The organism is Streptomyces oryzae (assembly GCF_017676365.1).
In the GTDB taxonomy this organism is placed as follows: Bacteria; Actinomycetota; Actinomycetes; order Streptomycetales; family Streptomycetaceae; genus Streptomyces; species Streptomyces oryzae.
In genome coordinates this window covers 18669-44769 of the sequence record NZ_JADKMA010000011.1, presented here as the reverse complement: position 1 = coordinate 44769, position 26101 = coordinate 18669, and the positions used below count along the sequence as shown (strand labels likewise).

Annotated in this window: 26 protein-coding genes and 1 riboswitch; of the genes, 14 read left to right on the top strand and 12 right to left on the bottom strand. The window is 73.3% G+C overall.

Features of this window, described 5'->3' with window-relative positions; translation table 11 throughout:
• Nucleotides 1–5: 5 nt before the first annotated feature.
• Nucleotides 6–890 carry an SDR family NAD(P)-dependent oxidoreductase gene (locus ITI46_RS04005; RefSeq protein WP_209237964.1) on the bottom strand — a complete coding sequence of 295 codons (885 nt, stop codon included), beginning with the start codon at nt 888–890 and terminating at the stop codon, nt 6–8.
• Nucleotides 890–1720, bottom strand: a complete 831-nt coding sequence (locus ITI46_RS04000; RefSeq protein WP_209237963.1) for an acetoacetate decarboxylase family protein — start codon at nt 1718–1720, stop codon at nt 890–892. The genes ITI46_RS04005 and ITI46_RS04000 overlap by 1 nt, the downstream gene beginning before the upstream one ends.
• Before the next feature lie 128 nt (nt 1721–1848).
• On the opposite strand from ITI46_RS04000, the gene ITI46_RS03995 reads away from it, so the two are divergent.
• From ITI46_RS03995 to ITI46_RS03980, 4 genes are all read left to right on the top strand, one after another.
• A complete protein-coding gene (locus tag ITI46_RS03995) occupies nt 1849–2487 on the top strand; it encodes a TetR/AcrR family transcriptional regulator (protein WP_209237962.1) in 639 nt (212 codons plus the stop codon).
• Nucleotides 2488–2545: 58 nt separating this feature from the next.
• Nucleotides 2546–3595, top strand: coding sequence for a DEDDh family exonuclease (locus tag ITI46_RS03990; protein ID WP_209237961.1), 1050 nt, complete (start codon nt 2546–2548; stop codon nt 3593–3595).
• Nucleotides 3596–3620: 25 nt separating this feature from the next.
• Nucleotides 3621–4403, top strand: a complete 783-nt coding sequence (locus ITI46_RS03985; RefSeq protein WP_209237960.1) for an SURF1 family cytochrome oxidase biogenesis protein — start codon at nt 3621–3623, stop codon at nt 4401–4403.
• A gap of 96 nt (nt 4404–4499) precedes the next feature.
• Nucleotides 4500–5279 (top strand): SDR family oxidoreductase, encoded by a 780-nt coding sequence (locus ITI46_RS03980; protein WP_209237959.1) that lies wholly within the window; start codon nt 4500–4502, stop codon nt 5277–5279.
• 75 nt (nt 5280–5354) lie between these two features.
• On the opposite strand, the gene amaP is transcribed toward ITI46_RS03980, so the two are convergent.
• The 5 genes from amaP to ITI46_RS03955 all read right to left on the bottom strand — a co-directional run bounded on the left by amaP (nt 5355) and on the right by ITI46_RS03955 (nt 7970).
• Nucleotides 5355–5951 carry an alkaline shock response membrane anchor protein AmaP gene (amaP, locus tag ITI46_RS03975; RefSeq protein ID WP_209237958.1) on the bottom strand — a complete coding sequence of 199 codons (597 nt, stop codon included), beginning with the start codon at nt 5949–5951 and terminating at the stop codon, nt 5355–5357.
• A gap of 29 nt (nt 5952–5980) precedes the next feature.
• Nucleotides 5981–6739, bottom strand: a complete 759-nt coding sequence (locus ITI46_RS03970; protein WP_307808050.1) for a DUF6286 domain-containing protein — start codon at nt 6737–6739, stop codon at nt 5981–5983.
• Entirely contained in the window at nt 6736–7149 is a 414-nt protein-coding gene (locus tag ITI46_RS03965; RefSeq protein WP_209237957.1) for an Asp23/Gls24 family envelope stress response protein, read from the bottom strand. The genes ITI46_RS03970 and ITI46_RS03965 overlap by 4 nt, the downstream gene beginning before the upstream one ends.
• A gap of 4 nt (nt 7150–7153) precedes the next feature.
• Nucleotides 7154–7342 (bottom strand): hypothetical protein, encoded by a 189-nt coding sequence (locus ITI46_RS03960; protein WP_209237956.1) that lies wholly within the window; start codon nt 7340–7342, stop codon nt 7154–7156.
• 118 nt (nt 7343–7460) lie between these two features.
• Entirely contained in the window at nt 7461–7970 is a 510-nt protein-coding gene (locus tag ITI46_RS03955) for an Asp23/Gls24 family envelope stress response protein (RefSeq protein ID WP_209237955.1), read from the bottom strand.
• Nucleotides 7971–8190: 220 nt separating this feature from the next.
• On the opposite strand from ITI46_RS03955, the gene ITI46_RS03950 reads away from it, so the two are divergent.
• The gene (locus ITI46_RS03950; protein ID WP_209237954.1) at nt 8191–8973 is read left to right on the top strand and encodes a hypothetical protein; all 783 of its coding nucleotides are present in this window, start codon (nt 8191–8193) and stop codon (nt 8971–8973) included.
• Between the two features lie 241 nt (nt 8974–9214).
• Here the strand turns inward: ITI46_RS03950 and ITI46_RS03945 are convergent, their stop codons facing one another.
• From ITI46_RS03945 to ITI46_RS03925, 5 genes are all read right to left on the bottom strand, one after another.
• Complete coding sequence (locus ITI46_RS03945) at nt 9215–9994, bottom strand: enoyl-CoA hydratase/isomerase family protein (protein WP_209237953.1); 780 nt, start codon at nt 9992–9994, stop codon at nt 9215–9217.
• 76 nt (nt 9995–10070) lie between these two features.
• Nucleotides 10071–10292 (bottom strand): helix-turn-helix domain-containing protein, encoded by a 222-nt coding sequence (locus tag ITI46_RS03940; RefSeq protein ID WP_019358282.1) that lies wholly within the window; start codon nt 10290–10292, stop codon nt 10071–10073.
• Nucleotides 10293–10640: 348 nt separating this feature from the next.
• Complete coding sequence (locus tag ITI46_RS03935; protein WP_209237952.1) at nt 10641–12239, bottom strand: ABC-F family ATP-binding cassette domain-containing protein; 1599 nt, start codon at nt 12237–12239, stop codon at nt 10641–10643.
• A 204-nt stretch (nt 12240–12443) separates the two neighbouring features.
• On the bottom strand, nt 12444–13718 hold the full coding sequence (locus ITI46_RS03930; RefSeq protein WP_209237984.1) for a hypothetical protein: 1275 nt from the start codon (nt 13716–13718) through the stop codon (nt 12444–12446).
• A gap of 240 nt (nt 13719–13958) precedes the next feature.
• Nucleotides 13959–15116: an alpha/beta hydrolase family protein gene (locus ITI46_RS03925; protein ID WP_209237951.1), complete on the bottom strand. Its 1158-nt coding sequence runs from the start codon at nt 15114–15116 to the stop codon at nt 13959–13961.
• 385 nt (nt 15117–15501) lie between these two features.
• Between ITI46_RS03925 and ITI46_RS03920 the strand changes: the two genes are divergently transcribed.
• The 9 genes from ITI46_RS03920 (at nt 15502) to cobC (ending at nt 26078) form a co-directional block, all read left to right on the top strand.
• On the top strand, nt 15502–16866 hold the full coding sequence (locus ITI46_RS03920) for an inorganic phosphate transporter (RefSeq protein ID WP_209237950.1): 1365 nt from the start codon (nt 15502–15504) through the stop codon (nt 16864–16866).
• A 16-nt stretch (nt 16867–16882) separates the two neighbouring features.
• Entirely contained in the window at nt 16883–17095 is a 213-nt protein-coding gene (locus ITI46_RS03915; RefSeq protein ID WP_209237949.1) for a hypothetical protein, read from the top strand.
• A 274-nt stretch (nt 17096–17369) separates the two neighbouring features.
• A riboswitch (cobalamin riboswitch) is annotated at nt 17370–17492 on the top strand.
• Nucleotides 17493–17625: 133 nt separating this feature from the next.
• Nucleotides 17626–18618, top strand: a complete 993-nt coding sequence (locus tag ITI46_RS03910) for a cobalamin biosynthesis protein (protein ID WP_209237948.1) — start codon at nt 17626–17628, stop codon at nt 18616–18618.
• Complete coding sequence (locus tag ITI46_RS03905) at nt 18615–20195, top strand: cobyric acid synthase (protein WP_209237947.1); 1581 nt, start codon at nt 18615–18617, stop codon at nt 20193–20195. The genes ITI46_RS03910 and ITI46_RS03905 overlap by 4 nt, the downstream gene beginning before the upstream one ends.
• A 53-nt stretch (nt 20196–20248) precedes the next feature.
• A complete protein-coding gene (locus ITI46_RS03900) occupies nt 20249–22393 on the top strand; it encodes a putative cobaltochelatase (RefSeq protein ID WP_209237946.1) in 2145 nt (714 codons plus the stop codon).
• Nucleotides 22393–23001 (top strand): cob(I)yrinic acid a,c-diamide adenosyltransferase, encoded by a 609-nt coding sequence (cobO, locus tag ITI46_RS03895; RefSeq protein WP_209237945.1) that lies wholly within the window; start codon nt 22393–22395, stop codon nt 22999–23001. The genes ITI46_RS03900 and cobO overlap by 1 nt, the downstream gene beginning before the upstream one ends.
• A 97-nt stretch (nt 23002–23098) precedes the next feature.
• Nucleotides 23099–24469, top strand: coding sequence for a cobyrinic acid a,c-diamide synthase CobB (locus ITI46_RS03890; protein WP_209237944.1), 1371 nt, complete (start codon nt 23099–23101; stop codon nt 24467–24469).
• Nucleotides 24466–24942, top strand: coding sequence for a cobalamin biosynthesis protein (locus ITI46_RS03885; RefSeq protein WP_209237943.1), 477 nt, complete (start codon nt 24466–24468; stop codon nt 24940–24942). The genes ITI46_RS03890 and ITI46_RS03885 overlap by 4 nt, the downstream gene beginning before the upstream one ends.
• Complete coding sequence (cobC, locus tag ITI46_RS03880) at nt 24939–26078, top strand: Rv2231c family histidinol phosphate aminotransferase CobC (protein WP_209237942.1); 1140 nt, start codon at nt 24939–24941, stop codon at nt 26076–26078. The genes ITI46_RS03885 and cobC overlap by 4 nt, the downstream gene beginning before the upstream one ends.
• Nucleotides 26079–26101: the final 23 nt, after the last annotated feature.

The following is a 26101-nucleotide window of genomic DNA, read 5'->3' as shown; positions in this document are numbered from 1 at the left end:
CCTCCCTATTCCAGTACGAAGCTCTCCAGGTAGTCCGGGTCGGCCCGCTCCAGCATGGAACGGGCGCGGGCACGGATCTGGGCGTCGCTGTGCTCGCTGGGAGGGAGCATCCAGAAGCTGTCGTTCCGGATGCCCGTCACGACGAGTTCCGCGACGTCCTCGACGGGGGTGAAGCGCACCTCATGGCCGGATTCACGCATGGCCGCCTCCCACTGGTCGAGCGTGCGGTAGGGGGTCTTGCGCGGCCGGGCCTTGGCGTAGCGCGCCGGGCGGTTACGGTACGACTCCCACAGGCCCGTACGCAGCATGTGCGGGCCGGGAAAGAGCACCGAGGCGCCGACCCGGGCGGACTCGGCGCGCAGGTGGGCGTAGAGCGACTCGGTCATGGTGACCACGGCGGACTTGGTCACCGCGTAGACGGAAGCCGTCGGCAGTGGCGCGATCCCGCCGTCACTCGATGAGGTGTTGACGACGTGACCGGGCTCGCCGGACTCCAGCATGCGGGGGACGAAGGCGCGGATTCCATGGAAGACACCCCAGACATTGACGGCGAACGCCCACTTCCAGTCGTTGAGTTCGTGCTCCCACATCCGGCCCTCGGCCCCGGAGCCGACCCCCGCGTTGTTGCAGAGCACATGGACGGCGCCGAACGCCTCCCAGGCCGCCTCGGCCAGCGCCTCGACGGAGTCCGGCTCGCCGACGTCGGTGACGTGCGCCAGCACCCGCGCCCCGTCCGCGCGCAGTTCACCGGCTGCCTTCTCCAGCGGACCGCGCTCCACGTCGGCGAGCACGACCTGCAGCCCCTCGGCGGCGAACCGGCGGGCCAGTGCGAGGCCGATACCGCCGGCGGCACCGGTGACGACGGCGGTCTGACCCGCGTGCAGCCGCATCAGACGCTCCCTTCCCGGGTGGCGGAGCCGGAGGCCCGGGGCGGCGGCGGTGCGTCGAGCGTCTGCGCGATGTCGTCGTACCGCTGATGTACATACGGCAGCAGGTCCGAGGCCTGCACGCGCGCTGCGACCCGGCCGCGCTGGTCGCTGGTCTTCTCGCCCAGCGTGATCTCCACCAGGCGGTGTACCGGCAGATCGGCCACCGGGTCGTACGGTGACTCGCGCAGGACGACCTGGCCGGTGACGGTCTGCAGGGCACGCACTTTCTCGCGGCGCAGACAGTGCACCAGCACCGGGTCGACGTCGAAACCGGTGCCGTCCACACCCGGCAGGAACTTGAAGTAGAAGTCCAGCTTCTCGGCGGGCTCCGGAACCGGCAGCACCGGGCCGGCCGTGCCGGTGACCTCCACGAAGGTGATGCCGTGCCGTGCCAGCCGGGCCCGGAGCGCGCCGCCGGGACCGCGCTCCACCGACACCTCTCCGAGCTTCTTGGGCTCGCCGAAGACCTCGCGTCCTGCGATCAGGGCGCGCTCATGGGTCATCGGCATCACCAGCGGATACCAGCCCTCCGCGTCCCCGTGGCGTGCTGCCACCGCGACGGAGCCCGCACCCAGCGGACAGCCGGGCAGCTCCACCTGGCTGATGTTGGCCCGCGCCAGGGGGCGTTCGGCGGGTCCGAGGGGCGGGGGGAGAACGGCGGCCACCGCATCAGGGTCGGTCTCCCAGACGGCCAGCACGCCGGTGGACCAGATGTCGGGGAGCTCGGCGCCGGCCTCTCTCGCCCTGTGGAGCTCGTTCTCGTCGCGCGGGCCGTACCGGACACGTGCCATTTGCGACACCTCCAAGGGACACAGCACACCGGGCAGCGCACGGACAGCGCTGCCGCTTGTGTCTGTAACACCGTTACAGCAGACTCCGCGAAGGGTGAAGAGACATGCACGGACCGGAATGGAGGACCATGCCGAGCCTCACACGCGAAGCGGTGCTGGACGCCGCCGCGTCTCTCGTGCAGCAGCACGGTCCGCAGGCGCTCACCATGCGCAGGCTCGCCGCCGAAATCGGCACCGCGGTGACCTCCATCTACTGGCATGTGGGCAACCGCGAGTCGCTCCTGGAGGCCCTTGTGGAGCGCACTGTGCGGGAGTTGGGCGAGATCCGGGCGCGCGGCCGTACGCCGCAGGCCCGCATGGTCTCCATCGCCCGCACCCTGCGGCGTGAACTGCGGGAGCGGCCGCAGCTGATCGCGATGGTCCACGAACGGGGCCTGACGGAACGGATGTTCCTCTCCGCGCAGCGGGCGCTGGCCAAGGAGGCGCACGCCGCAGGGCTGCGCGGGGCGCGCGCGGCGGAGGCGGTGCGCGCCGTGCAGTTCTCGGTCGTCGGTCACGTCCTGGTCGAACGCAACCGGGAGCGGGCTCCTGTGCAGTCCCCCGGCGAACCGGAGCTGTGGAAGGACGACGAGGAGACGGACGACGCGGCGCTGGTGCGCGCGCTCGCCACACCGCCGGACGCCGGGAAAGTGTTCGAAGCGACGATACGGGCACTGGTGGACGGGCTGCTCAAGGCGCCCGATTCGCCCGCGCAGTTGGAGGTTTGAGGCTTCCGCGGCGGCTGCTGCGGAGCGCTGTCAGTACCGACCCGTATTCTCTGTGACCATGCTCGATGACCAGACGGCACGCACGGACGCCTCGTCCACGCGCATCCCCGCGCAGCCCGCCGCCGAAGGCCGGCCGCCGCTCAGCTGGCCGGCCGGATATCCGGACGGCTACGCGGTGGTGGACGTGGAGACCACGGGCCTCGCGCGGGACGACCGGATAGTGTCCGCCGCCGTCTACCGCCTGGACGCACGCGGCGAGGTCCAGGACCACTGGTACACACCCGTCAATCCGCAGCGCGATCCCGGCCCCACGTGGATCCACGGGCTGACGGCTGAAGCGCTGGCCGACGCGCCGCTCTTCGAGGAGATCGCCGAGGAGTTCGCCGCCCGGCTGGCCGGCCGGGTGCTGGTCGCGCACAACGCCATCTTCGACTGGTCGATGATCGCCCGGGAGTACGCGAGAGCCAAGCGCGAGGCTCCGGTGCGCCAGCGGCTGTGCACCATCGCGCTGTCCAAGGAGCTTTCGCTGCCGCTGCCCAACCACAAGCTGGAATCCCTCGCCGCGCACTACGGCGTGGTCCAGCAGCGGGCGCACCACGCGCTGGACGACGCACGGGTGCTGGCCGAGGCGTTCCGGCCCAGCCTCCATCTGGCGGCGCGGCAGCAGGTGCGGCTGCCGCTGCTGGCGTGCCAGCCGCTCACCGAGTGGTCCGACGCCGTGGTGCCGCGCCGTGCCGGGGGCGGTGCCGGTTCCGGATACCCCTCCTACGGCCGCGGGTACGGCACCTGGCGCCCCTCGCGCAAGCGCCCGGCCTGCCCGTATCCGAACCCGGGCCGGTACGAACCGGAGGGGCGGCTGGTGCAGGGGATGCGGGTGGCCATCTCCGGTGACACCTCTGTGGACCGGGAGCTGCTGGAGGACCGCGCCATCGAGGCGGGGCTGCACATCGCGAGCAGCGTCTCACGGCTCACCAGCCTGCTGGTCACCAACGACCCGGACTCCCCCACCTCGAAGGTGGTCAAAGCCCGCAGCTTCGGCACGCCGGTGATCGACGAGGCGGCCTTCACCCAGCTCCTCCAGGACGTGGCCCCCGCGCCGGAGGGCTGACGGGCGCGGGGTACCGTCGGTAGGCGTGTACCGCTTCCTGTTGTCCCGGCAGTGGGTGATCCTCACCCTGCTCGGCCTCGTGCTGATCCCCACCATGATCAAGCTGGGCTTCTGGCAGCTGCACCGCCATGAGAGCCGGGTGGCGCGCAACGAGGAAGTGGCCGCGAGCCTGGCGGCACCCACCGTGCCGGTCACGGAGCTGACCGGCAAGGGCCGCGAGCCCGCCGACGACGACAAGTTCCGTACGGTCACCGCGCGGGGGACGTACGACACCGCGCACGAGGTGGTCGTCCGGCACCGCACCGGCCCGGACCGCGACACCATCGGCTATTTCGTCGTCACCCCGCTCGTCCTCGACAACGGCTCCGCAGTCCTGGTCAACCGCGGCTGGATCCGCGCCGACCGCGATCTGACCGCCTTCCCCAAGGTGCCCGCGCCGCCGAAGGGCCGGGTCAATGTCGCCGGCCGGATGATGCCGGACGAGACGACCGAGGCCAGCGGTATCAAGGACACCAAGGGGCTGCCCGACCGCCAGGTCATGCTGATCAACAGCCACAAGCAGGCCAAGGAGGTGGGCCGCCCGCTGCTGGGCGGCTTCGTCCAGCTGACCAAGACCTCCCCGAAACCCTCGGACAAACAGCCGGCGGTGCTGCCCGAGCCCGACCACAGCGGCATCGGCCCGCACATGGCCTACGCCGTCCAGTGGTGGCTGTTCACCGCCGCGGTGCCGGTCGGCTGGGTCGTCCTCGTACGCCGCGAGGCCGCGGAGCGGCGGCGGTCGCCGGACGTCGTGGCGGAGGCCGCCTGACTCTCCGCTCCCGGCCTCCGGCCAGGGGCGGAGCCAGGGGAGGAAGAAGCGGGCACCCCGGCCACCACACCTGCGGCCGTCAGGCACACTGCTCGCATGGACCTTGGACTATCAGAGCGCGTCTATGTCATCACCGGTGGAACCCGGGGGCTCGGGTTCGCCACGGCTGCTCAACTGCTCGCCGAGGGTGCGCGCGTCGTCGTGACCGGCCGGTCGGAGAAGTCGGCCGAGGAAGCGGCGGCACAGCTCGGGGTGGAGGCGTCGGGGGCCGAAGGCCGGGCGCTGGGGGTGGCAGCCGACAACGCCGACCCGCAGACCCCGGCGCGGGTGATCGCGGCGGCCCGGGAGCGGTTCGGACGGTTCGACGGGATGCTCATCAGCGTCGGCGGCCCGCAGGCAGGTGTGCCGGCGGACCAGCTCACCGACGAGCAGTGGCAGACGGCCTTCGACAGTGTGTTCCTCGGTGCCGTACGGCTGGCGCGCGCGGCGGCGGGCGAGCTGGGCGAGGGCGGGGTGATCGGCTTCGTGCTCTCCGGCTCCGTACGCGAGCCGATCCCCGGGCTGACCCTCTCCAACGGACTGCGCCCCGGCCTGGCGGGGTTCGCCAAGTCCCTCGCCAACGAGCTCGGCCCGCGCGGAATCCGGGTGCTGGGGCTGCTGCCGGGCCGGATCGGCACCGAGCGGCTGCAGTACCTCGACTCCCTCTCCGGTGACGCGGACGCCGTCCGCGAGCGCAACTCGGCCGACATCCCGCTGCGCCGCTACGGCACCCCGGAGGAGTTCGGCCGCACAGCGGCCTTCGCGCTCTCCCCCGCCGCCTCGTATCTGACCGGGCTGATGCTCCCGGTCGACGGCGGAGCGCTGCACAGCCTCTGACCAAGGGGCGCGGACTCTGACCAAGGGGTACGCCACGCGTGACCAAGGCGCCCGCCGCGCGCTGTTCCGCGGCCGTCAGCTCACGCGCTCAGCGCGGTGGCGGGCAGTGCGCATTCTGACCTCGGCCGGGAGGGACTCCAGCCCGGCCGAGGCCATCGCATGGGCGATGGCCTCCCGGCGGAGCTGCTGCACGGCGGGCCCCGGCTTGGCGTGCGCGGCCAGCACCAGCCCGATACGGGCCCGGGGCCGGCGGCGCCGCCCGGTCAGCACCACCCGCGCCCGGTCGACACCGGGCTGGGACTCCGCCTCCGCCCCGATGACGTCCTCCATGGCACGCCCCCGCAGCACCGCACCCTCACCGTCCCGGCTGTCGACCAGCACCTCCTCCAGCCGCTGCCGCCGCAACTGCGCCAGCAGCCACCACACACACAGCAGGAACAGCACAGCCAGTACGGCGATGGCCACCGGCCACCACCAGCCCTCATCGGTCCACCGGGTGCGGTCGGCATCGCTGAGCACCACGTCGCTCGGCCGGTCCCACGGCCAGCCGGACGGCATGCCGACGTCCCAGCGGCGTGGCAGGTCGAGCCCGGCGAAAAGCACGGCGAGGCCGAGCGCGAGCAGCGCCAGCCCGACCAGCGCGGTCAGCACCCGGTTCACGGTCCGCAGCATCGCCCTCGCCCCATCAGGATCGCCTCGCCTCACCGTCGTTTCGCCGGCCGTCGTACGTGTACGGACAGGTCCGGCCGCCTGGCCAGGCCCAGCTCTCCGATGCCTTCCCGGAGCACGCGGTCCAGGTCGCCGCGTACTTCCTCCAGGTCCCGGAAGTGCGCTGCCGCCCGGGCGCGGACCTTGCGGCGGGTGACGGTGACCCGTACCGACTGCACGCCCGAGATCTCCATCGCCCGGTCGCGCAGCACCAGCGCCGCGGCCGACCGTTCCAGTCCGGCGCGCACCTGCGGAATGTCCGGCCGCATCGCCAGCAGTGACCGCTTCCCCGGAGTGAGCGCCAGCACCAGCAGCCACAGCCCGAGAGCGGCGACCACCGCGGCGCCCGCCAGCAGATAGGCATCGTCGAGGCGTCGTCCGGCCAGCTCGTCGGTGAGGGTGCGCCGCCAGGCCATGCCGGAACGGCCGGCGCGTACGGAAGCCACGTCGTAGAGCAGCACGCCGATCCCGGCGAACAGCAGCAGTGCGACGATGCCGGCCGGTGCTCTGCGCACCGACCAGAACCGCCCCGCCTTTCCCTCACCCGCGCCCGGCCCGCCGTCCGCCGCGCCGGGAGGCGCCTCCTCCGAGCCCGGGTGCCCGGGTGCGGGCGGCTCCGGCGGCTCGGAAGCCCCGGGGGGCTCAGGGGCACGGGGAGGCTTCTCCATCGTGGCGCCCGCACCCCGGCCCTGCCCCTGCCCCTGGTTCCGCGCGGCCGGGCGGGGTTCGCCGGTGTCGCCTTCGCGGGTCACTTCACCCTCCCCGAGCCGTCGCCCTTCAGCTGCGCCGAGTGCAGCCGCTCGATCTCGACGGCCACATCCGGTACGTCCATGCCCACCAGTTCGCCCACCCGCGAGATGACGCGCCGGCGCACGGCACCGCACTGCGCGCCGATGTCCGAGGGGTAGCCCAGCTCGAGCCCGAGCCGGACCCGTGCCGTCCGCTCCCGCACGGTGACCGACGTACGGCGCACGGGCCGGCTCACCGGCGGACCGCCCGCCGGCCGGCCGTCCCCTTTTCCGGCTTCCCCGGTCCCTTTCCCGCCCCCTTCCCGGGCCCGGCGCAGCGCCTCCCGTGCCGCCTGCGCCGCGACCTTGGCGACCACGCGGTCGGCGATCCGGGTCGCCCCGCGCTCGCCCGCGGAAACCTGCACGTCCGTCACGGAGTCACCTGCGGCGCTCGCTGTCCCGGCCGCGGAAGAACTCGCCCGCGTCCAGGTCACCGTTCATGAACCTGCCCACCAGGAAGCCGATGGCCCCCAGCGCCGCCACCACCACGAAGGCCCCGAAGCCGCCGAAGTACCCGGCGAAACCCAGCGCCAGGCCGGCGATCAAGCCGACAAAGGCCATGCTCATCGTGCGCTCCTTCGCTCGGCACCGCGGCAGGGCGCCCGGCGCGCGATCATTCCGCCAGGGCCGTCGCCCACGCTCACCGCTCCGCGCTGCTCACTGCACATGCTCATTGCAAGCGGGCTCATTGCAGGCGGGGCCGTTCCTGTTCCTCTTCTTCCTCGTCCTCCTCGTCCGGCAGCTTGACGTCGCTCACCGCGATGTTGACCTCGACCACCTCGAGGCTCGTCATCCGCTCCACGGCCGAGATCACGTTCTCCCGCACGGAGCGGGCCACATCGGAGATCGATACGCCGTAGTCGATGACGATCTCCAGGTCTAGCGCCGTCTGCACCTCGCCGACCTCGGCCTTGACGCCGCGGGTGACGGAGCGCCCGCCGCCGGGCACCCGGTCACGGACGGCACCGAGCGTGCGTGCCATGCCGCCGCCCATCGCATGGACGCCGACCACGTCGCGGGCCGCCATGCCCGCGATCTTCTCGACCACTCCGTCGGCGATGGTGGTGCGGCCGCGGGAGCCCGCCGGTGCCAGCCCGCCCGGCCTGCGCGGCTGCTGGGTCGCGCCACCGGCCGGCTGGTTGGCCGTGCTCGCCGTGGGGGTGCCGGAGCGGGCGGACGTACTGGTGTCGGACATCTCTGCGCCCCTTTCGGAGGTTCGAAGCGGCCTGCCGCTCCGCTGCTCACCGTAAGCACGGCCCGGGGCGCACCGCGCGCGCAGAACCGGCGCGCGCCGCCGATCGGGTGACCGCACTCCCCGTACGCCGTGCGGTGCGCGAGGGGATGCCGCCGACGCGGAAGGTTCTCCTTGCGGCGACTTGCGGCGACGGCAGCGAAAGCGAAGGGAAGTGCACGCCATGACGGCGGAACGGCTGACCCACGCGGTACGTCGGCAGATCGGTCTGGGGCGGCTCCTGCCGCTGGGCGAGGCGTCGGACGGTGCCTGGGTGACGGAGGAGGCGGCCATCGCCGTACTCGACCGGTCGGTGCGGTCGGTGCCCGGCGTACGGCTGAGCGCTGTGCGGGTGGAGCTCGCCAGTCCGCGGACCGCCGCCGAACCCGCCGTCCCGCCACCGCCCAGCGCCATGTCGCCCGGCCCGCTGACGCTGACCGCCGAACTGTCGGCCCCCGCCGACCGGCCGGTGCCCGCCGCCGCGCAGGAGGTACGGGACGCGCTGCTGGCTGCCGCCGAGCGCGAGCTGGGGCTTCCGCTGGAGAACGTGGATCTGCGGGTCACCGAGCTGGTGGACGCGGGTCCTGACGGACCGGCCTCCGAGCCTGCGGCCGGCTCCGAGGAGGTGTCCGAGACGGGGGCTTCCGGATCAGCCGGCGCTGCCCACCACGGCGCGGCCGACCGGGTCTCCCGCGCCGTGCTCGCCGTGGAGGGCGTGGCCCGGCTCGCCCCCTTGCCAGGACCGGCCCTCTCCCGCGTCGCCGCGGGGCCGGCCGTCGCCGCCGTCCGGATCGAGGGTGACCCGGCGACGGACCGCCGCTGTCACGTCCTACTGCAACTGGGGCTCTCCCCCACCCACCGCGCCCTGGACACCGCGCGGGCCGCCGCTGCCGCAGCGCGCTCCGCGCTGGGTGCCTCCGGCACGGTGACGGTCGCCGTCGTGGTGACCGCCATCGACCGGGTGTGATGGCTTCCGTCCCCTACCGCCGCTCCGGCAAGGGGATGCCCCTGTCCGAGGCACGCGGACTGCGGGCACGTCGTGGCTTGTCGCGCAGTTCCCCGCGCCCCTGACGGGGCGCGTCCCTCCACTGCTGTGCTGTGCTTGGGAGGTCTGCTCCTCCAAGCTCTTCGAGCAGGGGGTACCCCCAAAGCGCAGGGCTGGCAAGCGCGACCCTCATTACGGGGCACCCAAAATGCGCGGGCAACCCTCAGTCGGCGAGCCCCGCCAAATCGCGGAGGCGCCGAGCCTGAGCGGCCCGTTCCGCGGCCCGCTGTTCCTCGTACGTACGCGACCCCGCACCGGCGAGCAGCGCCTTCGTCTCGATCACCGCATCACGCGGCGCAGCCAACAGCGCCGCGGTCAAATCGGTGACCGCGGCGTCAAGTTCCTCGGCGGCGACCACCAGATTGGCGAGCCCGACCCGCTCGGCCTCCTCGGCGTGCACGAAGCGGCCGGTGGCGCAGATCTCCAGGGCCCGCGCATAGCCGACCAGGCCCACCAGCGGATGGGTGCCGGTCAGGTCGGGGACCAGTCCGAGGCTGGTCTCCCGCATGGCGAACTGCACGTCCTGCGCGCACACCCGCAGATCGCAGGCGAGTGCGAGCTGGAATCCGGCGCCGATGGCGTGCCCCTGGACCGCGGCGACGCTGATCACGTCCGGGCGGCGCCACCAGGTGAACGCCTGCTGGTACTCCGCGATGGCGGCGTCCAGCTCCTCGTCGGTGTCGCGGGCGAGTTCCAGGAAGGACCGCTCGCCCTCGAAGCCCTCGGGCTCGAACGCCTGCCGGTCGAGGCCCGCGGAGAAGGACTTGCCTTCGCCGCGCAGCACGACGACCCGGACCGACCCCGGCAGCACGCGTCCCGCCTCGGCCAGTGCCCGCCACATGGCGGGCGTCTGCGCATTGCGCCTGGCCGGATTGGTGAGGGTGACCGTGGCCACCTCACCGTCGGCGGCGACGTGCACGCCGTCCTGGTTGAGCAGGGTCATCGAGGTTCCTCCGGTGGTTACTCAGCAGTATGTCCAACCGAAGAGTAACCACCGGAGGGAACGCCCGAAAGCCTCCTCAGGAGGAGCTCGACTTCTTGCCCCGTGTCGCTCCGCCGCGTCCGCGCAGGGTCACACCCGACTCGCTGAGCATCCGGTGCACAAACCCGTAGGAACGGCCCGTCTCTTCGGCCAGCGCCCTGATGCTCGCTCCGGAGTCGTACTTTTTCTTGAGGTCTGCCGCGAGCTTTTCGCGCGCGGCGCCGGTCACCCGGCTGCCCTTCTTCAGAGTCTCGGCCACCCGTGCCTCCTCATGGGAAGTGCGCTCTGTGACTCTCATGATCACCCCTCCCCCCACATCTGGCCACCCATTCGGCAAGGTCTTCATGAGCAGCTTGCGAACTTGTGCACGCCACGGTTGCCGCGCAGCAATCGATTCCGGCCGCATGCAGATGCACGTGCACGACTCGTTCCGAGCCGGAACGGTGGGAAAATCCGCAGGTCAGCGCCGTGTCCATGGAGCGGACAACGACCCGTTGGCGGCTGCTGCCATGCCGACCCGGCGCCGTCGCGTGGCCGCGCCGGGGTACGAGCCGCACTCACTCAGATGAAGGATCAACCGTCGGCCGAATGATCCATCCGAGATGGATCAAGCAAGGGCGACGAGGTCCGCGTACTCCTCGCCCCACAGGTCCTCGACCCCGTCGGGCAGCATGATGATGCGCTCCGGCTGGAGGGCCTCGACGGCGCCCTCATCGTGGGTGACCAGCACGACGGCCCCGGTGAAGGTGTGCAGGGCGCCCAGGATCTCCTCGCGGCTGGCCGGGTCGAGGTTGTTGGTCGGCTCGTCCAGCAGCAGCACATTGGCCGAGGAGACCACGAGGGTGGCCAGCGCCAGCCGGGTCTTCTCACCGCCGGAGAGCACCCCTGCCGGCTTGTCCACGTCGTCGCCGGAGAAGAGGAAGGAGCCCAGCGTCTTGCGGATGTCGACCAGGTCCATGTCGGGCGCCGCCGAGCGCATGTTCTCCAGCACCGTGCGGTCCGCATCCAGCGTCTCGTGCTCCTGCGCGTAATAGCCGAGCTTGAGGCCGTGGCCCGGGACGACCTTGCCGGTGTCGGGCTTCTCGATCCCGGCCAGCAGCCGCAGCAGCGTCGTCTTGCCCGCGCCGTTGAGGCCGAGGATGACGACGCGGGAGCCGCGGTCGATGGCCAGGTCGACGCCAGTGAAGATCTCCAGCGAGCCGTAGGACTTGGACAGGTCCTCGGCCATCAGGGGCGTCTTGCCGCAGGGTGCCGGATCGGGGAAGCGGAGCTTGGCGACCTTGTCGGCCTGGCGCTCCCCCTCCAGCCCGGACAGCAGCTTCTCGGCGCGGCGCGCCATGTTCTTGGCGGCCACCGCCTTGGTGGCCTTGGCGCGCATCTTGTCGGCCTGCGAGTTGAGCGCGGCCGCTTTCTTCTCCGCGTTGGCGCGCTCCCGGCGGCGCCGCTTCTCGTCGTCCTCGCGCTGGGTGAGGTACTGCTTCCAGCCCATGTTGTAGATGTCGATGGCCGACCGGTTGGCGTCCAGACAGAACACCTTGTTGACCACCGTCTCCACGAGATCGACGTCGTGGGAGATGACGATGAGACCGCCGCGGTAGGTCTTGAGGAAGTCGCGCAGCCAGACCACCGAGTCGGCGTCCAGGTGGTTGGTCGGCTCGTCGAGCAGCAGGATGTCGGCGTCCGAGAAGAGGATGCGGGCCAGCTCGACGCGGCGCCGCTGGCCGCCGGAGAGGGTGTGCAGCGGCTGGCCGAGCACCCGGTCGGGCAGGCCCAGGCTGGCGGCGATGGTGGCGGCCTCCGCCTCGGCCGCGTAGCCGCCCTTGGTGAGGAACTCCGTCTCCAGGCGCTCGTACTTCTTCATCGCCTTCTCGCGCGTGGCGCCCTTGCCGTTGGCGATGCGCTCCTCGTTCTCCTGCATCTTGCGCAGCACCACGTCCAGCTCGCGGGCGGAGAGGATGCGGTCGCGGGCGAGCACGTCGAGGTCGCCGGTGCGCGGGTCCTGTGGGAGGTAGCCGACCTCACCGCTGCTGGTGATGGTGCCGGCGGTGGGCGTGCCCTCGCCCGCGAGGCACTTGGTGAGCGTGGTCTTGCCGGCGCCGTTGCGGCCCACCAGGCCGATGCGGTCGCCCTTGGCGACGCGGAAGGTGGCCGACTCGATGAGGACACGGGCTCCGGCGCGCAGCTCGAGACCGGTTGCGGTGATCACTGGAGAACTCCAAGGCAGGACTGTGGACGTGCGTACGGCAGAGGTGCGGAAGCGGCGTACGCACGCCTAATGCACGAGGAGATGAGGCATGAGGGCCAGTCTACCGGCGGCGTGCAAACGCTTTTCCGGCATGCGGCCGGACGCTCGACCCGGCCCGCGCCCGCGGCCGCGGGGACACCCCGGCCCCTGCCGCGGAGGTGCAGCTCACTGCCCGCCGGTGTGCACCTGGAAGGCGGCCCGGCGTACGGCCTTGGCCAGCGCGGGGTCCGGATGGGCTGCGGCGAGCGCGACGAGCACCTGGACGGTACGCGGGTGGCCGGTGGCGCGGATGTCCTCCAGCAGCTTGGGCACCGAGCCCTGTACGGCGGTGCCCAGGTGGTCGACCAGCAGCCGCTCCTCGCCGTGGTCGGTGACGGCGGCGGCGGTGTCCACCCACAGCCAGGTCGCCTCCTGCCGGGTGAGCACGCCGGGGGCGCCGCCCGCCAGGTCCTCCGGGTCCGTGCCCGCCTGCTCGGCCAGCCACAGCAGTGCGTACGGCCGCAGCGTGGGCTCCTCGGCGGCCTGCTGTACGGCGTCCTCGGCGGGCGCTCCCACCACCCGCAGCGCCTCGAAGGCCAGCCCCCGGATCAGCGCGTCCTCACCCCGGGCCGCCTCCAGCAGCTCGGTGACCGCAGGCCCGGTGGGGCGCGCGGCGAGCCAGGCGCGGTACTCGTCGCGGGCCGGGCCCGGGGTCATCCGGGCACAGCCGCGCAGCATCTCCTCGGCTGACTGCTCGATGTTCCCGGCCGGGCTCTGCGCGGCAACACAGATCTGCTCCAGCTTGGTCCACACCGCCCAGTTGCCCAGCGGGGTGAGGACGGCGGAGCCCTGCCGCACGCCGGTCTCCCCGGCGGGCTCCTCGTCCGGGCAGCGGGTGAGCGCCCCTACGGCGGAGAGCCCGTCCAGCGCCCAGTCCAGCAGCCCGGCCAGGGCGACGCCGACCATCGCGCGGCTGGTCGCACCCTGGCCGGCGTCCCGTTCGGCCCGCAGCTCGGCGATGCGCTGCTCGAGCAGGTCGTGCAGCAGGGAGAAGGTGACGGGCCCGCCGGAGAGGTGCATCACGGACAGGAACTGCGGCACCGCCTCGACGATCTCCGCTACCAGGCTCTGCTCGTGTGCCAGCGGCGCGGGGTGTGCCAGCGACCAGGCGTCGAAGAGGGCCACCCAGCCGCGCAGCACGGCGCTGTCGTCGCGGTCCCAGGCGCGCAGCCGCCAGCCGGCGCGGGCGGTGTCCCCGTGGAGTTCGATCAGACCGGCCAGCTTGGCGCGGTCCCAGTGCGTACGCACCAGCGGGACGGTCATCCGCAGCGCTTCGGCCGCCCGTTCCGCCTCGGGCCCCGGCTGCGGGGAGCGGCCGGTCCCGTCCGCCCAGCGGGCCACGCGCACGGCGTCTGCGAGGCAGGCACGCGCATGCCGGGCGAGCTGGTCGCGGGGCAGCACACCGTCCGGGGGCGGTGGCGTCCTGGCGGAGCGCCTGGTCGTCACAGTGCGCCGGGCGGCGGCGACGGGCTGTCGGGGAACGAGGCGGAGCCGGTTGTCCCCCGGGGTACGGGACGTCGTCACAGGAGCAGTCTTCATGCTGTGCCGTTGAAACCCAAACCTGGGGTGCCGTTTCCGGTCGTTCACCTTCTCCCGCCGGGCGTACGCGGGCGCTTGAAGGGGGCTCAGCGTGACATGGCCTCACATGAAAGGGGTGAGGAAGCGGCGCAGCTTCTCCTCGTAGCCGTGCGGGTCGGCGTTCCACATGGCGGCGTGCGGGGCGTGCGGGATCTCGTGCAGGGAGATGAGCTTCGGGCGGTGCGCGGCCAGCGCCCGGGAGCTCTCCCAGGGGGCGATGGTGTCCGCAGGCCCGTGCAGCAGCAGTGCGGGCACGGTCAGCTTCGCGGGGTCGACCAGCGCGGCGTCCCGCCCCTCCGGCAGCCCGGCCCGGCCCTGGACGGCGCGGACCACCAGCGGCAGCAGCGCACGCGGAGTGCCCCGCGAGAGGGCCAGCGCCCGCACCGTGCGCCACCAGTCGAGCACCGGCGAGTCCAGCACCAGCCCGGCCACCCGGTCCCGCAGCGGGGAGTTGGCGGCGGCGTGCAGGGCCATGGTGGCGCCGCTGGACCAGCCGTGCAGAATCACCCGCTGGGCGCCGTGCTGGACGGCGTAGCGGATGGCGGCGTCCAGGTCGCGCCATTCGGAGTTGCCCAGGTGGCCGATGCCGTCGAGCGGCGGGGGCGCGCCGGCGTCGCCCCGGTAGGCGATGTCGAGCACCGGGATGCTGTGGCGCCGGTAGAACGGGAGCAGCGTCAGCGGATGCTCGCGGGTGGCGCCGAGGCCGTGCACGGTGATGACCCAGGCATTGCGGTCGCCTGGCACGAACCAGGCGGGCAGCGGGCCGAGTTCACCGGGGATCTCCACGTCGGCGTACTCGGCGCCGAGGGCTTCGCCGGGGTTGCCGACGTACACCTGCGGGGTGAGGCGGACGGTGGCGCCCGCGCTGAGCCGGCCCCTGTCGATACGGCGCAGCTCCCGTACGACGGCGTACGGTCGCGGCTGGGCGGCCGTCTCCTCCTCCAGCACCTGCCCTACGACGGCGTGCGTACCGCGGCCGGTCAGCCCGTAGACGCCGGGCAGCCGGGCGGCCAGCGAGCGGGTGACGGCGATCCGGCCCTCGTCGTGCGAGTGCACGGTCAGCCGGGTGCCCTCGAACCCGGCTGTGGTCCTGCTGCCGCCGTCGTTCCGTGGGCGCGGCGGGCGCAGCGCGGCGTCGGCGGCGTACCGTCCGGCCGCCAGGGTGGCCACGCCGGTGCCGAGCACGGAGGTGGCGGCCAGTGCCGCGAATCGCAGACGCATCCTTGTCAGGTTGACGCGATCGGAGGGGCGAAACCAGCGGGGCGGGCCGGGAGGGTGACACCCGCCCGGCGGAGCCGTGACCGGCGGACGGGCGATGCGGCAGCCGGGCCCGGGCGGTAACCGCGCGGTGACCGGCCCGGCAATCGGCCGGCCGCAGTGGCGTTGGCGCTGCGGTTGCGTCGGACCGGCCGCGGGGACACCTCGTGTTGGTGCGTTGGCCGCGTCCTGTTTGGCTGCGCCGAGCCCTCGGACCTACGGTGTGATCTGGCCCACACAACAGGTGTGAGGGGGCGACACTTCGATGCCCGCCCCAGTTCACCTTCCGTTCACTCGCCGTCCTTACGTTCACGACGTCACTGCCCCTCGAACTGATTGTGCCTGGTGAATGGAACACATCACGCTTCTCATCGGGATCGTGATCGTCACGGCCTTGGTGTTCGACTTCACGAACGGCTTCCACGACACGGCCAACGCCATGGCCACAACCATCTCCACCGGGGCACTGGCTCCTCGGGCGGCGGTGGCCATGTCCGCGGTCCTCAACCTCCTCGGGGCTTTCCTGTCCATAGAGGTGGCCAAGACCATCTCCTCGGGGATCATCGATGAAGGTTCCGGTATCCAGCCCGAAGTGATCTTCGCCGGGCTGGTGGGCGCGATCATCTGGAACCTGCTGACCTGGCTCGCCGGACTCCCCTCCAGCTCCTCCCACGCGCTGATGGGCGGACTGATCGGCGCGACCCTCGCCGCCGTCGGCACGGGCGCGGTCAACGGCGACGTCGTCGTCATGAAGGTGCTCATCCCGGCGCTCGCCGCGCCCCTGGTCGCCGGTATCGCCGCCATGTGCGCCACGCGGCTGACCTACCGGGTCACCCGGAACGCCGACGAGGAGCGGACCGCCAAGGGCTACCGCGCCGGGCAGATCACCTCCGCCGCGCTCGTCTCCCTGGCGCACGGCACCAACGACGCGCAGAAGACCATGGGTGTCATCACGCTCGCCCTGGTCACCGGTGGCGCCCTGGCGCCCGGCTCCGACCCGCCAGTGTGGGTGATCGCCTCGGCCGGACTCGCCATCGCACTCGGCACCTACCTCGGCGGCTGGCGCATCATCCGCACGATGGGCAAGGGCATCACCGACATCCAGCCCCCGCAGGGCTTCGCGGCCCAGACCAGCGCGGCGGCCACCATCCTGGCCTCCTCGCACATCGGCTTCTCCCTCTCCACGACGCATGTGTGCTCCGGCTCCGTGATGGGCTCGGGGCTGGGCCGCAAGGGCGGCGTCGTGCGGTGGGGTACGGCGGGCCGAATGGTCGCCGGCTGGGCGCTGACCCTCCCCGCGGCCGGCGGGGTCGCGGCCGGTGCCGCGCTGCTGGCCCAGCAGGGCAACTGGGGCGTGACCACGGTCGCCGTGCTCACCCTCGCCCTCTGCGGCGCCATCTGGCTCCGCTCGCGGCGGGCGCCGGTGGACCACACCAACGTCAACGAGGTCGAGCCCGCCGCGGCTCCGGAGGCGGCGGGTATCCCGAGCCCCGCAGCGGAGCCGGCTCCCGGGCGGGAGCCGGAGTCCGAGCCCGCAGGGGTGGTCACCACCGCGATCCGGGCCGTCTCCCCGCCTCCGCCGCCGGCCGGGGTGAGCGCCGGGGCCGGGGGCTCCGCCGAGGAGACGGCAGGGGCGGAGGCGGCTTCGCATTCGGCTTCGCATCCGACCGCCCATTCGACCGGCCGCGCCGCTTCGGCGAGCAGCCTCAGCTAGGCAGAAGGGAAACCGCATGGACATCGACTGGGCCGCGCTCGGCCAGGTCTTCGGCGTCAGCCTGGTGGCGACGGTGGGACTCGTCGGCGTCTTCACCCTGGGCATCGTCGCCGGCTCACCCCGTGCGGCGGGCTCCGCGCCTTCGGCGCTCGCCCGAACTGGTGCGTATGCGTGTTACGCGGTGTGTCTGGCCGCGGTGGCGTACGGGATCTATTTGATCGCGGCGTAGTTGCTTGCGGTGGGCGTTTTACGCCGCCGCCTGGGCCCGGGGGCTTGCGCCCCCGGGCCTTCGGTTTGTTTGCGGTGCCGCGCTGCGTTGCTGTTGCTGTTGCTGTTGCGGATAGAGGGTGCCCCTGGCTGCTGTTCGCGGGCCGCGGGTCGGTTGTGGCTCGGCGCGCAGTTCCCCGCGCCCCTTCGGGGCACGGCCCGCGTCCCTTTGGGGGCGAGTTGCTCTGTGCAGGTGGGACGTGGTGGACTGCCAGGTGCCAAACGGCGGCATGGGGAGGAAGCCGGTGCGAATCCGGCGCGGTCCCGCCACTGTCACCGGGGAGCGCCTCCCCCAACGAAGCCACGGCCCGGGCGGGCTGGAAGGCGGGGGGCGGTGTGGATCCGGGAGCCAGGAGACTCCCGCCGCCGGTCGAGTCGAGCCAGGGCGAGGACCCTGAGTGAGGACACCGCCATGCGTGGCCCTGCCGCCATACCTGTACCTGCTGCCGCTGCCGCTGCCGCTCTGCGTGTTGCCGTCGGACCCCTGATCTGATGCGGGCCCGGGACGTCCATGTCCGCGGCACTCTGCTGGGGTTCGCCGCCGACGCGCTGCTCGGTGATCCGCGACGGGGCCACCCGGTCGCCGCCTTCGGGCGGGCCGCCGCAGCACTGGAGCGCCGGATGTGGCGCGACCACCGGGGCGCGGGGGCGCTCTACGTTGTCCTCTGCGCCGGAGGTGCCGTTGCCGCCGCCTGCGCGCTGCAGATGGCGAGCGCCGGGCGCAACCCCTCGCGCGCCGAGGGGCGTTCACCGGTATCCGGCATCGCGCTGACCGCCGTCGCCGCGTGGGCCGTGCTCGGCGGTACGTCGCTGACCCGCGAGGCGCGGGCCGTGGGTGCCGCGCTGGAGGCGGGGGACCTGGAGCTGGCGCGCGAACGGCTGCCCGCGCTGTGCGGGCGGGACCCGCAGCGGCTGGACGCCCCGGCGGTGGCCCGCGCGGTGGTCGAGTCGGTGGCGGAGAACACCTCGGACGCCGTGGTGGGGGCGCTGGTTTGGGGCGCACTGGCGGGCGTTCCCGGGCTGGTGGGCTTCCGTGCGGTCAACACGCTGGACGCGATGGTCGGCCACACCTCCCCGCGCCACCTCAGGTTCGGCTGGGCCGCAGCGCGGCTGGACGATGTGGCGGGCTGGCCGGGTGCCCGGCTGACCGCCGTACTGGCCGCGCTCGCCGGTCCTGACCCGCGCGGTGCCGTGGGGGCCTGGCGGGCCGACGCACACCGCCATCCCAGCCCCAACGCGGGCCCTGTGGAGGCGTCGTTCGCCGGCGCGCTCGGGGTGCGGCTGGGCGGGACGCTCTCGTACGGCGGGCGGGTGGAGCACCGGCCCGTCCTCAACGCGGACGGACGGGCGGTCCGCACGGCGGACATCCAGCGTGCTGTGCGGCTGTCGCGCCGGGTAGGACTTCTGGCGCTGGCCACAAGCTGTCTGGTGGGTACGGCAGTACGCCGTTTCGGGCGGGGCCGCGGTGAGGGAGGGGTGCGGTGAGCTCGCGTACTGGAGGCGGACTGCTGGTCGCGGGGACGACCTCGGACGCCGGGAAGAGCGTGGTGACAGCGGGCATCTGCCGCTGGCTGGCCCGCAAGGGGCTGCGGGTGGCGCCGTTCAAGGCGCAGAACATGTCGCTGAACTCGTTCGTCACGCTCGACGGCGCGGAGATCGGCCGCGCACAGGCCATGCAGGCGGCTGCCGCGCGGGTCGAGCCGAGCGCGCTGATGAATCCGGTGCTGCTGAAGCCGGGCAGCGACCGCACCAGCCAGGTCGTACTGCTGGGCAAGGCGGTCGGCGAGATGTCGGCACGGGGCTACTTCGGCCGCCACACGGACGACTCCGAGGGGGGCGTGCGGTACGGGCGGCGTGAGGAGTTGCTGGAGACCGTCGCGGGCTGTCTGGAGGAGCTGCGGCGCACCCATGACGCGGTGATCTGCGAGGGCGCGGGCAGCCCCGCCGAGATCAACCTGCGGCGCAGCGACATCGTCAACATGGGGCTGGCGCGCGCCTGCCGGCTGCCGGTGCTGGTGGTCGGCGACATCGACAGGGGCGGGGTTTTCGCCTCGCTCTTCGGTACGACGGCGCTGCTGGCGCCCGAGGACCAGGCGCTGCTCGCGGGCTACATGGTGAACAAGTTCCGCGGCGACGTCACGCTGCTGGAGCCGGGGCTGGAGATGCTGCGCGACCTGACCGGGCGGCCCACGCTCGGCGTACTGCCGTACCGGCACGGGCTGGGCATCGACGAGGAGGACGGGCTCCGGGTCTCGCTGCGCGGCACGGTGCGGGAGTCCGCCGTCGCGCCGCCGCACGGTGCCGACGTGCTGCGCGTCGCGGTGCTGCCGGTGCCGCTGATGTCCAACTTCACCGATGTGGACGCGCTGGCCGCCGAGCCCGGTGTGGTGGTGCGGTTCTGCGACCGCCCGGAGGAGCTGGCCGACGCCGACCTGGTGGTGGTGCCCGGCACCCGCGGGACGGTCAAGGCCCTGGAGTGGATACGCGCACGGGGCCTGGACGGTGCGCTGGAGCGGCGGGCGGCCGAGGGGCGGCCCGTGCTGGGTGTCTGCGGCGGCTATCAGCTGCTGGGCGAGCGCATCGAGGACGAGGTGGAGTCGCGTGCGGGCGTGGTGGACGGACTCGGACTGCTGCCGGTGCGGGTGCGGTTCGCCCGGGACAAGACGCTGGCACGCCCGCATGGGCTCGCGCTGGGCGAGCCGGTCGAGGGCTACGAGATCCACCACGGGGTGGCCGATGTGGCCGGCGGCGAGCCGTTCCTGACCGGCCCCGAGGGCGCCGCGCTGGACGGCTGCCGGGTCGGCACCGTCTGGGGCACCCACTGGCACGGCTCGCTGGAGTCGGACGGCTTCCGCCGCGCCTTCCTGCGCCGGGTCGCCGCCGACGCGGGCCGCGCCTTCGTGCCGGCGCCCGACACCCGGTTCGCCGCACTGCGCGAGGAACAGCTCGACCGGCTGGGCGACCTGATCGAGGAGCACGCGGACACGGCGGCCCTGCTGCGGCTCATCGAGGACGGGGTGCCCGAGGGGCTGCCGTTCGTACCACCGGGGGCGCCGCTGTGACCGGCTCACAGTTCGCAGCCCTCACTGATCCAAGCCACTCGAAGGAGTGACGCGTGACCACCCCCTATCCCTTCACCGCTCTCGTCGGCCAGGCGGACCTCCAGCTCTCCCTGCTGCTCAACGCGGTCTCCCCCGCCATCGGCGGCGTCCTGGTGCGGGGCGAGAAAGGCACGGCGAAGAGCACTGCGGTCAGGGCGCTCACCGCGCTGCTGCCCGGCGTGAACGTGGTGCCCGGCTGCCGTTTCTCCTGTGACCCCGCAGCGCCCGACCCCGCGTGCCCGGACGGCCCGCACGAGGACACCGGCGCTGCCGAGTCCCGCCCGGCGCGCATGGTGGAGCTGCCCGTCGGCGCCTCCGAAGACCGGCTTGTCGGAGCGCTCGACATCGAACGGGCGCTGTCGGAGGGCGTGAAAGCGTTCGAGCCCGGACTGCTGGCGGACGCGCATCGCGGAATCCTGTACGTGGACGAAGTCAATCTCCTCCATGACCATCTGATCGACCTGTTGCTGGACGCCGCCGCCATGGGCGCCTCCTATGTGGAGCGCGAAGGCGTCTCCGTACGGCACGCCTCGCGATTCCTGCTGGTCGGCACGATGAACCCGGAAGAGGGCGAGCTGCGCCCGCAGTTGCTCGACCGGTTCGGGCTGACGGTCGAGGTGGCGGCCTCCCGCGAGACGGACGAGCGGGTGGAGGTCGTACGGCGGCGGCTGGCGTACGACGACGACCCGGAGGGCTTCGCGGCACGCTGGGCGGCGGACGAGCGGGAGTTGCGCGAGCAGATCGCGGCGGCGCGCGAACTGCTGCCCCGGGTGCGGCTCGGTGACGCGGCACTGAGGCAGATCGCCGCCACCTGCGCGGCGTTCGAGGTGGACGGCATGCGCGCCGATCTGGTGATGGCCCGCACGGCGACGGCGATGGCCGCCTGGGCGGGACGTACGGAGGTGGAGTCGGCGGACGTGCGGCAGGCCGCGCTGCTGGCCCTCCCGCACCGGCGGCGCCGCAATCCCTTCGACGCCCCGGGCCTCGACGAGGACAAGCTGGACCGGACGCTGGAGGAGAACGCCGGGCAGGACGAGGGCGGCCCGGAGCCTGAGGGTCCGGACGACGACGGGCCCGACGACGGCGGTCCGGGCGGTGGCCCCGAGGGAGGCGGCGGGCTGCCTCCGCAGGGCGCTCCGCAGGACGAAGCGCGGCCCGAGCAGGCCGAGCCGTCCGTGCCCGAGCAGGCCGGGCCCGAGCGCTCGGAGCAGGCCGCACAGCCGCCGTCCGCCCAGGACACCACCGGCGGCGAGCCCGACCCCGGCGCCCCCGCTCCCCCTCAGCAGGCCGCAGCGCCCGCCGGTGAGCCGTTCAAGGCGCGCACGCTGACCGTTCCCGGGCTCGGCGAGGGCGCGGCCGGGCGGCGCTCGCGGGCCCGGACGGCGCACGGCCGCACCACGGGGGCGCGCCGCCCGCAGGGGGCGCTGGACAAGCTGCATCTGGCGGCCACCGTGCAGGCGGCGGCTCCGCACCAGCACGCGCGCGGCCGCCGTGGCAGCGGGCTGGTGGTGCGCAGGGACGATCTGCGGGAGGCCGTGCGGGAGGGCCGCGAGGGCAATCTGGTGCTGTTCGTGGTGGACGCCTCGGGATCGATGGCGGCGCGGCAGCGGATGGGCGCGGTCAAGGGTGCGGTGCTGTCGCTGCTGCTGGACGCGTATCAGCGGCGGGACAAGGTGGGCATGGTGACGTTCCGGCGCGGCGACGCCGAGGTGGCGCTGCCGCCCACGTCTTCGGTGGACGCGGCGGCGGCGCGGCTGGAGTCGCTGCCCACCGGTGGGCGTACTCCGCTGGCGGCGGGGCTGTTGCGGGCCCGTGAGGTGCTGCGGGTCGAGCGGCTGCGGGACCCGGCGCGGCGGCCGCTGCTGGTCACCGTGACGGACGGGCGCGCGACGGGCGGCCCGGAGCCGCTGGTGCGGGCCCGGCAGGCGGCGCGGCTGCTGGCCGCCGACGGTACCGCTTCGGTGGTCGTGGACTGCGAGGCGGGGCACGTGCGGCTCGGGCTGGCCCGGGAGCTGGCGGCCGAACTGGGCGGCAGCGCCGTCACGCTGGACGAGCTGCGCGCTGACGCGGTGACCGAACTCGTCCGCACGACAACCGACTCACGTAACCGCAGGACAACCGGCTCACGCAGCGCAGGGCGCGCAGGGAGGGCGGCGTAATGCCGAAGGGACAGCCGAGCGTCGTACCACAGGACGGCCTCACCACGCGCCAGCGGCGCAACAGGCCGCTGGTCGCGGTCCATACGGGCATCGGCAAGGGCAAGTCGACGGCCGCGTTCGGGCTGGCGCTGCGCGCATGGAACCAGGGGTGGCCGATCGGGGTGTTCCAGTTCGTCAAGTCCGCCAAGTGGAAGGTCGGCGAGGAGCGGGCGCTCAAGGTGCTCGGCGACTCCGGCGAGGGCGGCAGTGTGACCTGGCACAAGATGGGCGAGGGCTGGTCGTGGATCCAGCGCAACGTCCAGGACGGCGAGATGAGCAGCGAGGCGGCGGCCCGGGAGGGCTGGGAGCAGGTCAAGCGCGATCTGGCCGCCGAGACGTACCGGCTGCTGGTGCTGGACGAGTTCGCCTACCCGATGCACTGGGGCTGGGTGGACGTCGAGGAGGTGGTGGCCGTGCTGCGCGAGAGGCCAGGTACCCAGCATGTGGTGATCACCGGCCGGAACGCACCACAGCAGCTGCTCGACGCGGCGGACCTGGTGACCGAGATGTCCAAGGTCAAGCACCCGATGGACGCGGGCCAGAAGGGGCAGAAGGGGATCGAGTGGTGACAACCGCGAGCTGGGAGCACGCAGCGGGGATTGCCGCGCGCTGGGGGCACGCAGCGAGCATTACCGCGCGCCGGGCGCACGCAGCGGGAACCGCTGCATGATCCGCGTACCGCGGCTGGTGGTCGCCGCGCCGTCCTCCGGGGCCGGCAAGACGACGGTGGCGACCGGGCTGATGGCCGCGTTCGCAGCCCGCGGGCTGGCCGTCTCCCCGCACAAGGTGGGCCCGGACTACATCGATCCGGGCTACCACGCGCTGGCCACCGGCCGTCCCGGCCGCAATCTGGACGCGTATCTGTGCGGCCCGGAGCGGATCGCGCCGCTGCTGGGGCACGCCGCGCAGGGCGCGGATCTCGCGGTGATCGAGGGCGTGATGGGGCTGTACGACGGCGCTGCGGGACAGGGCGAGCTGGCGTCGACGGCGCACGTCGCCAAGCTGTTGCGGGCCCCTGTGGTGCTGGTGGTGGACGCCTCGGCGCAGTCGCGCTCGGTGGCCGCGCTGGTGCACGGTTTCGCTTCCTGGGACCCGCAGGTGCGGGTCGCGGGCGTGATCCTCAACAAGGTGGGCTCCGACCGGCACGAGGAGCTGCTGCGCGAGGCGCTGGACGGCTCGGGGGTGCCGGTGCTGGGTGTGCTGCGGCGTACGAAGGTGGTGCGGGCGCCCTCCCGGCATCTGGGTCTGGTGCCGGTGGCCGAGCGGCGCGCCGAGGCCGTGGAGTCGGTGGCGGCGCTGGCGGAGCGGGTGCGCGAGGGGTGTGACCTGGAGGCGCTGCTGGCGCTGGCGCGGCAGGCTCCGCCGCTGGCGGAGGAGGTGTGGGACCCGGCAGCCGAGGTGGGTGCGGAGCCGGTGGCCCGGACGCCGCGGGTGGCGCTGGCCGGCGGGGAGGCGTTCACCTTCAGCTACGCCGAGCACGCCGAGCTGTTGCGGGCCGCGGGTGCGGAGGTGGTCGGCTTCGATCCGCTGCGGGACGAGGCGCTGCCGCACGGTACGGCGGGGCTGGTGATCGGCGGCGGCTTTCCGGAGGTATACGCTCCGGAGTTGGCCGAAAATCACCCCCTGCGGCAGCAGATCGCGGCCTTCGACGGGCCGGTGGCGGCCGAGTGCGCCGGGCTGCTGTATCTGGCGCGGGAGTTGGACGGTAAGCCGATGTGCGGAGTGCTCGACGCGCGGGCGCGGATGGCGGAGCGGCTGACACTGGGCTACCGCGAGGCGGTCGCCGTCGCGGACAGCGCCCTCGCCGAGGCGGGCACCCGGGTGCGGGGGCACGAGTTCCACCGCACCGAACTGCTGCCCGGCGCAGGACAGTTGCCCGCCTGGGGGCTGGTGCGGCCCGAGCGGCGGCCCGATGGGTTCGTCCAGGGCAATGTGCACGCCTCCTATCTGCATGTGCACTGGGCGGCGGCACCGCGGATGGCGGCGCGGTTCGTGGCGCGCTGCGCGGCGCAGTGGGAAGCGGGGAGAGCGGCATGACCCCGTTCGGCGCCGGCAGGGGCGGCCCCCGTCTCGTCACCGTCGGCGTGGGTACCTGCGCGGGTGTGGCGGCCGACGAGGTGCTGGAGCTGGTGCGGAGGGTGCTCGGCACCGCGCGGCTCGCGGAGGGCGGGGCAGCGGCGCTGGCGACCGTCCAGGCGCGCGCCGAGGAGCCGGGGCTGCTGACCGCCGCCCGCAAGCTGGGCCTGCCGCTGATCGCCTACGACGCGCGGACGCTGGCCCGCGTCCATGTGCCGCACCCTTCGGACTTCTCCCGTACGGCCGTGGGCACGCCCTCGGTCGCCGAGGCAGCCGCGCTGCTGGCCAGCGGCGGGGGCGGCGGATCGACCGTGCAGGGCGGGGCTCCGGTGCTGCTGGTGCCCAAGACCAGATCGCGGCCGGCGACGCCCGGGGATCCAGTACGCGCCACCGCCGCCGTGGCCGCCATCGCCGTACCGGGGAGGGAGCCGTGAGCGCGCAGGGCGCCGCACCGGGCGACGCGCTGCGGCACCACGGGGACGCCGAAGTGCGGGGTGCCGGAAGCGGGTTGACCGACCTGGCCGTCAACGTCCGTACCGGCACTCCCCCGGCGTGGCTGCGGAAGCGGCTGGCGGCCTCACTGACGACGCTGGCCGCCTACCCGGACGGTACGGCGGCGCGCCGTGCGGTGGCCGGGCGGCACGGGCTGCGGGCGGACCAGGTGCTGCTGACGGCGGGCGCGGCAGAGGCGTTCGTCCTGCTCGCGCGGGCGGTGCCAGCGCGCCGCCCGGTCGTGGTGCACCCGCAGTTCACCGAACCGGAGGCCGCGCTGCGGGATGCCGGGCACCAGGTGGAGCGGGTGCTGCTGCGGCCGGAAGCCGGCTTCCGGCTGGAGACGGACGCCGTACCGCCCGACGCCGACCTGGTGGTGGTGGGCAACCCGACCAACCCGACGTCCGTACTGCACCCCGCCACCGCTCTGGCCGGGCTCGCCCGTGCGGGGCGCACGCTGGTCGTCGACGAGGCGTTCGTGGACGCGGTGCCGGGCGAGCGGGAGTCGCTGGTGCCACTGCTGGGACAGCTGCCAGGCCGGACGGTGGTGCTGCGCAGCCTCACCAAGACCTGGGGGCTGGCCGGACTGCGCGTCGGCTATGTGCTGAGCGACCCGGAGACAGTGCGCGCGCTGGCGCACCAGCAGCCGCTGTGGCCCGTCTCGGCCCCGGCACTGGTGGCGGCCCAGGCGTGCAGTACGCCGGAGGCGCTGGCCGAGGCGCAGCAGGCGGCCCGGCAGTTCGCGGCGGACCGCGGCTATCTGCGTGAGCAGCTGTCGCAGTTGCGCGCGTCAGGCGTGCGCGAGGCGACGCCGCAGCCGGAGGGCCCCTTTCTGCTGGTGGAGCACCCGCGCGCGGCAGCGCTGCGCGAGCGGCTGCGTGAACTGGGCTTCGCCGTCCGGCGCGGGGACACCTTCCCCGGGCTCGGCCAGAAGTGGTTCCGGATGGCCGTACGGGACCGGGAGACGACCGACCGGTTCATGGCGGCGCTGCACAAGGCGCTGGAGATACTGGAGACGCCACAGACACCACAGACACCACAGACGCCGGAAACGCCGGATGTCACGGGCGAGCGCTGAGCGGAGCTGCGGAGCCGCAGAGG

What these genes read in the sequence shown, in the direction of transcription:
- ITI46_RS04005 (WP_209237964.1), bottom strand. Translation starts at nt 890, where the DNA reads ATGCGGCTGCACGCGGGTCAGACCGCCGTCGTCACCGGTGCCGCCGGC.
- ITI46_RS04000 (WP_209237963.1), bottom strand. Translation starts at nt 1,720, where the DNA reads ATGGCACGTGTCCGGTACGGCCCGCGCGACGAGAACGAGCTCCACAGG.
- ITI46_RS03995 (WP_209237962.1), top strand. Translation starts at nt 1,849, where the DNA reads ATGCCGAGCCTCACACGCGAAGCGGTGCTGGACGCCGCCGCGTCTCTC.
- ITI46_RS03990 (WP_209237961.1), top strand. Translation starts at nt 2,546, where the DNA reads ATGCTCGATGACCAGACGGCACGCACGGACGCCTCGTCCACGCGCATC.
- ITI46_RS03980 (WP_209237959.1), top strand. Translation starts at nt 4,500, where the DNA reads ATGGACCTTGGACTATCAGAGCGCGTCTATGTCATCACCGGTGGAACC.
- amaP (WP_209237958.1), bottom strand. Translation starts at nt 5,951, where the DNA reads ATGCTGCGGACCGTGAACCGGGTGCTGACCGCGCTGGTCGGGCTGGCG.
- ITI46_RS03960 (WP_209237956.1), bottom strand. Translation starts at nt 7,342, where the DNA reads ATGAGCATGGCCTTTGTCGGCTTGATCGCCGGCCTGGCGCTGGGTTTC.
- ITI46_RS03955 (WP_209237955.1), bottom strand. Translation starts at nt 7,970, where the DNA reads ATGTCCGACACCAGTACGTCCGCCCGCTCCGGCACCCCCACGGCGAGC.
- ITI46_RS03950 (WP_209237954.1), top strand. Translation starts at nt 8,191, where the DNA reads ATGACGGCGGAACGGCTGACCCACGCGGTACGTCGGCAGATCGGTCTG.
- ITI46_RS03945 (WP_209237953.1), bottom strand. Translation starts at nt 9,994, where the DNA reads ATGACCCTGCTCAACCAGGACGGCGTGCACGTCGCCGCCGACGGTGAG.
- ITI46_RS03925 (WP_209237951.1), bottom strand. Translation starts at nt 15,116, where the DNA reads ATGCGTCTGCGATTCGCGGCACTGGCCGCCACCTCCGTGCTCGGCACC.
- ITI46_RS03920 (WP_209237950.1), top strand. Translation starts at nt 15,502, where the DNA reads ATGGAACACATCACGCTTCTCATCGGGATCGTGATCGTCACGGCCTTG.
- ITI46_RS03915 (WP_209237949.1), top strand. Translation starts at nt 16,883, where the DNA reads ATGGACATCGACTGGGCCGCGCTCGGCCAGGTCTTCGGCGTCAGCCTG.
- ITI46_RS03910 (WP_209237948.1), top strand. Translation starts at nt 17,626, where the DNA reads ATGCGGGCCCGGGACGTCCATGTCCGCGGCACTCTGCTGGGGTTCGCC.
- cobO (WP_209237945.1), top strand. Translation starts at nt 22,393, where the DNA reads ATGCCGAAGGGACAGCCGAGCGTCGTACCACAGGACGGCCTCACCACG.
- ITI46_RS03890 (WP_209237944.1), top strand. Translation starts at nt 23,099, where the DNA reads ATGATCCGCGTACCGCGGCTGGTGGTCGCCGCGCCGTCCTCCGGGGCC.
- ITI46_RS03885 (WP_209237943.1), top strand. Translation starts at nt 24,466, where the DNA reads ATGACCCCGTTCGGCGCCGGCAGGGGCGGCCCCCGTCTCGTCACCGTC.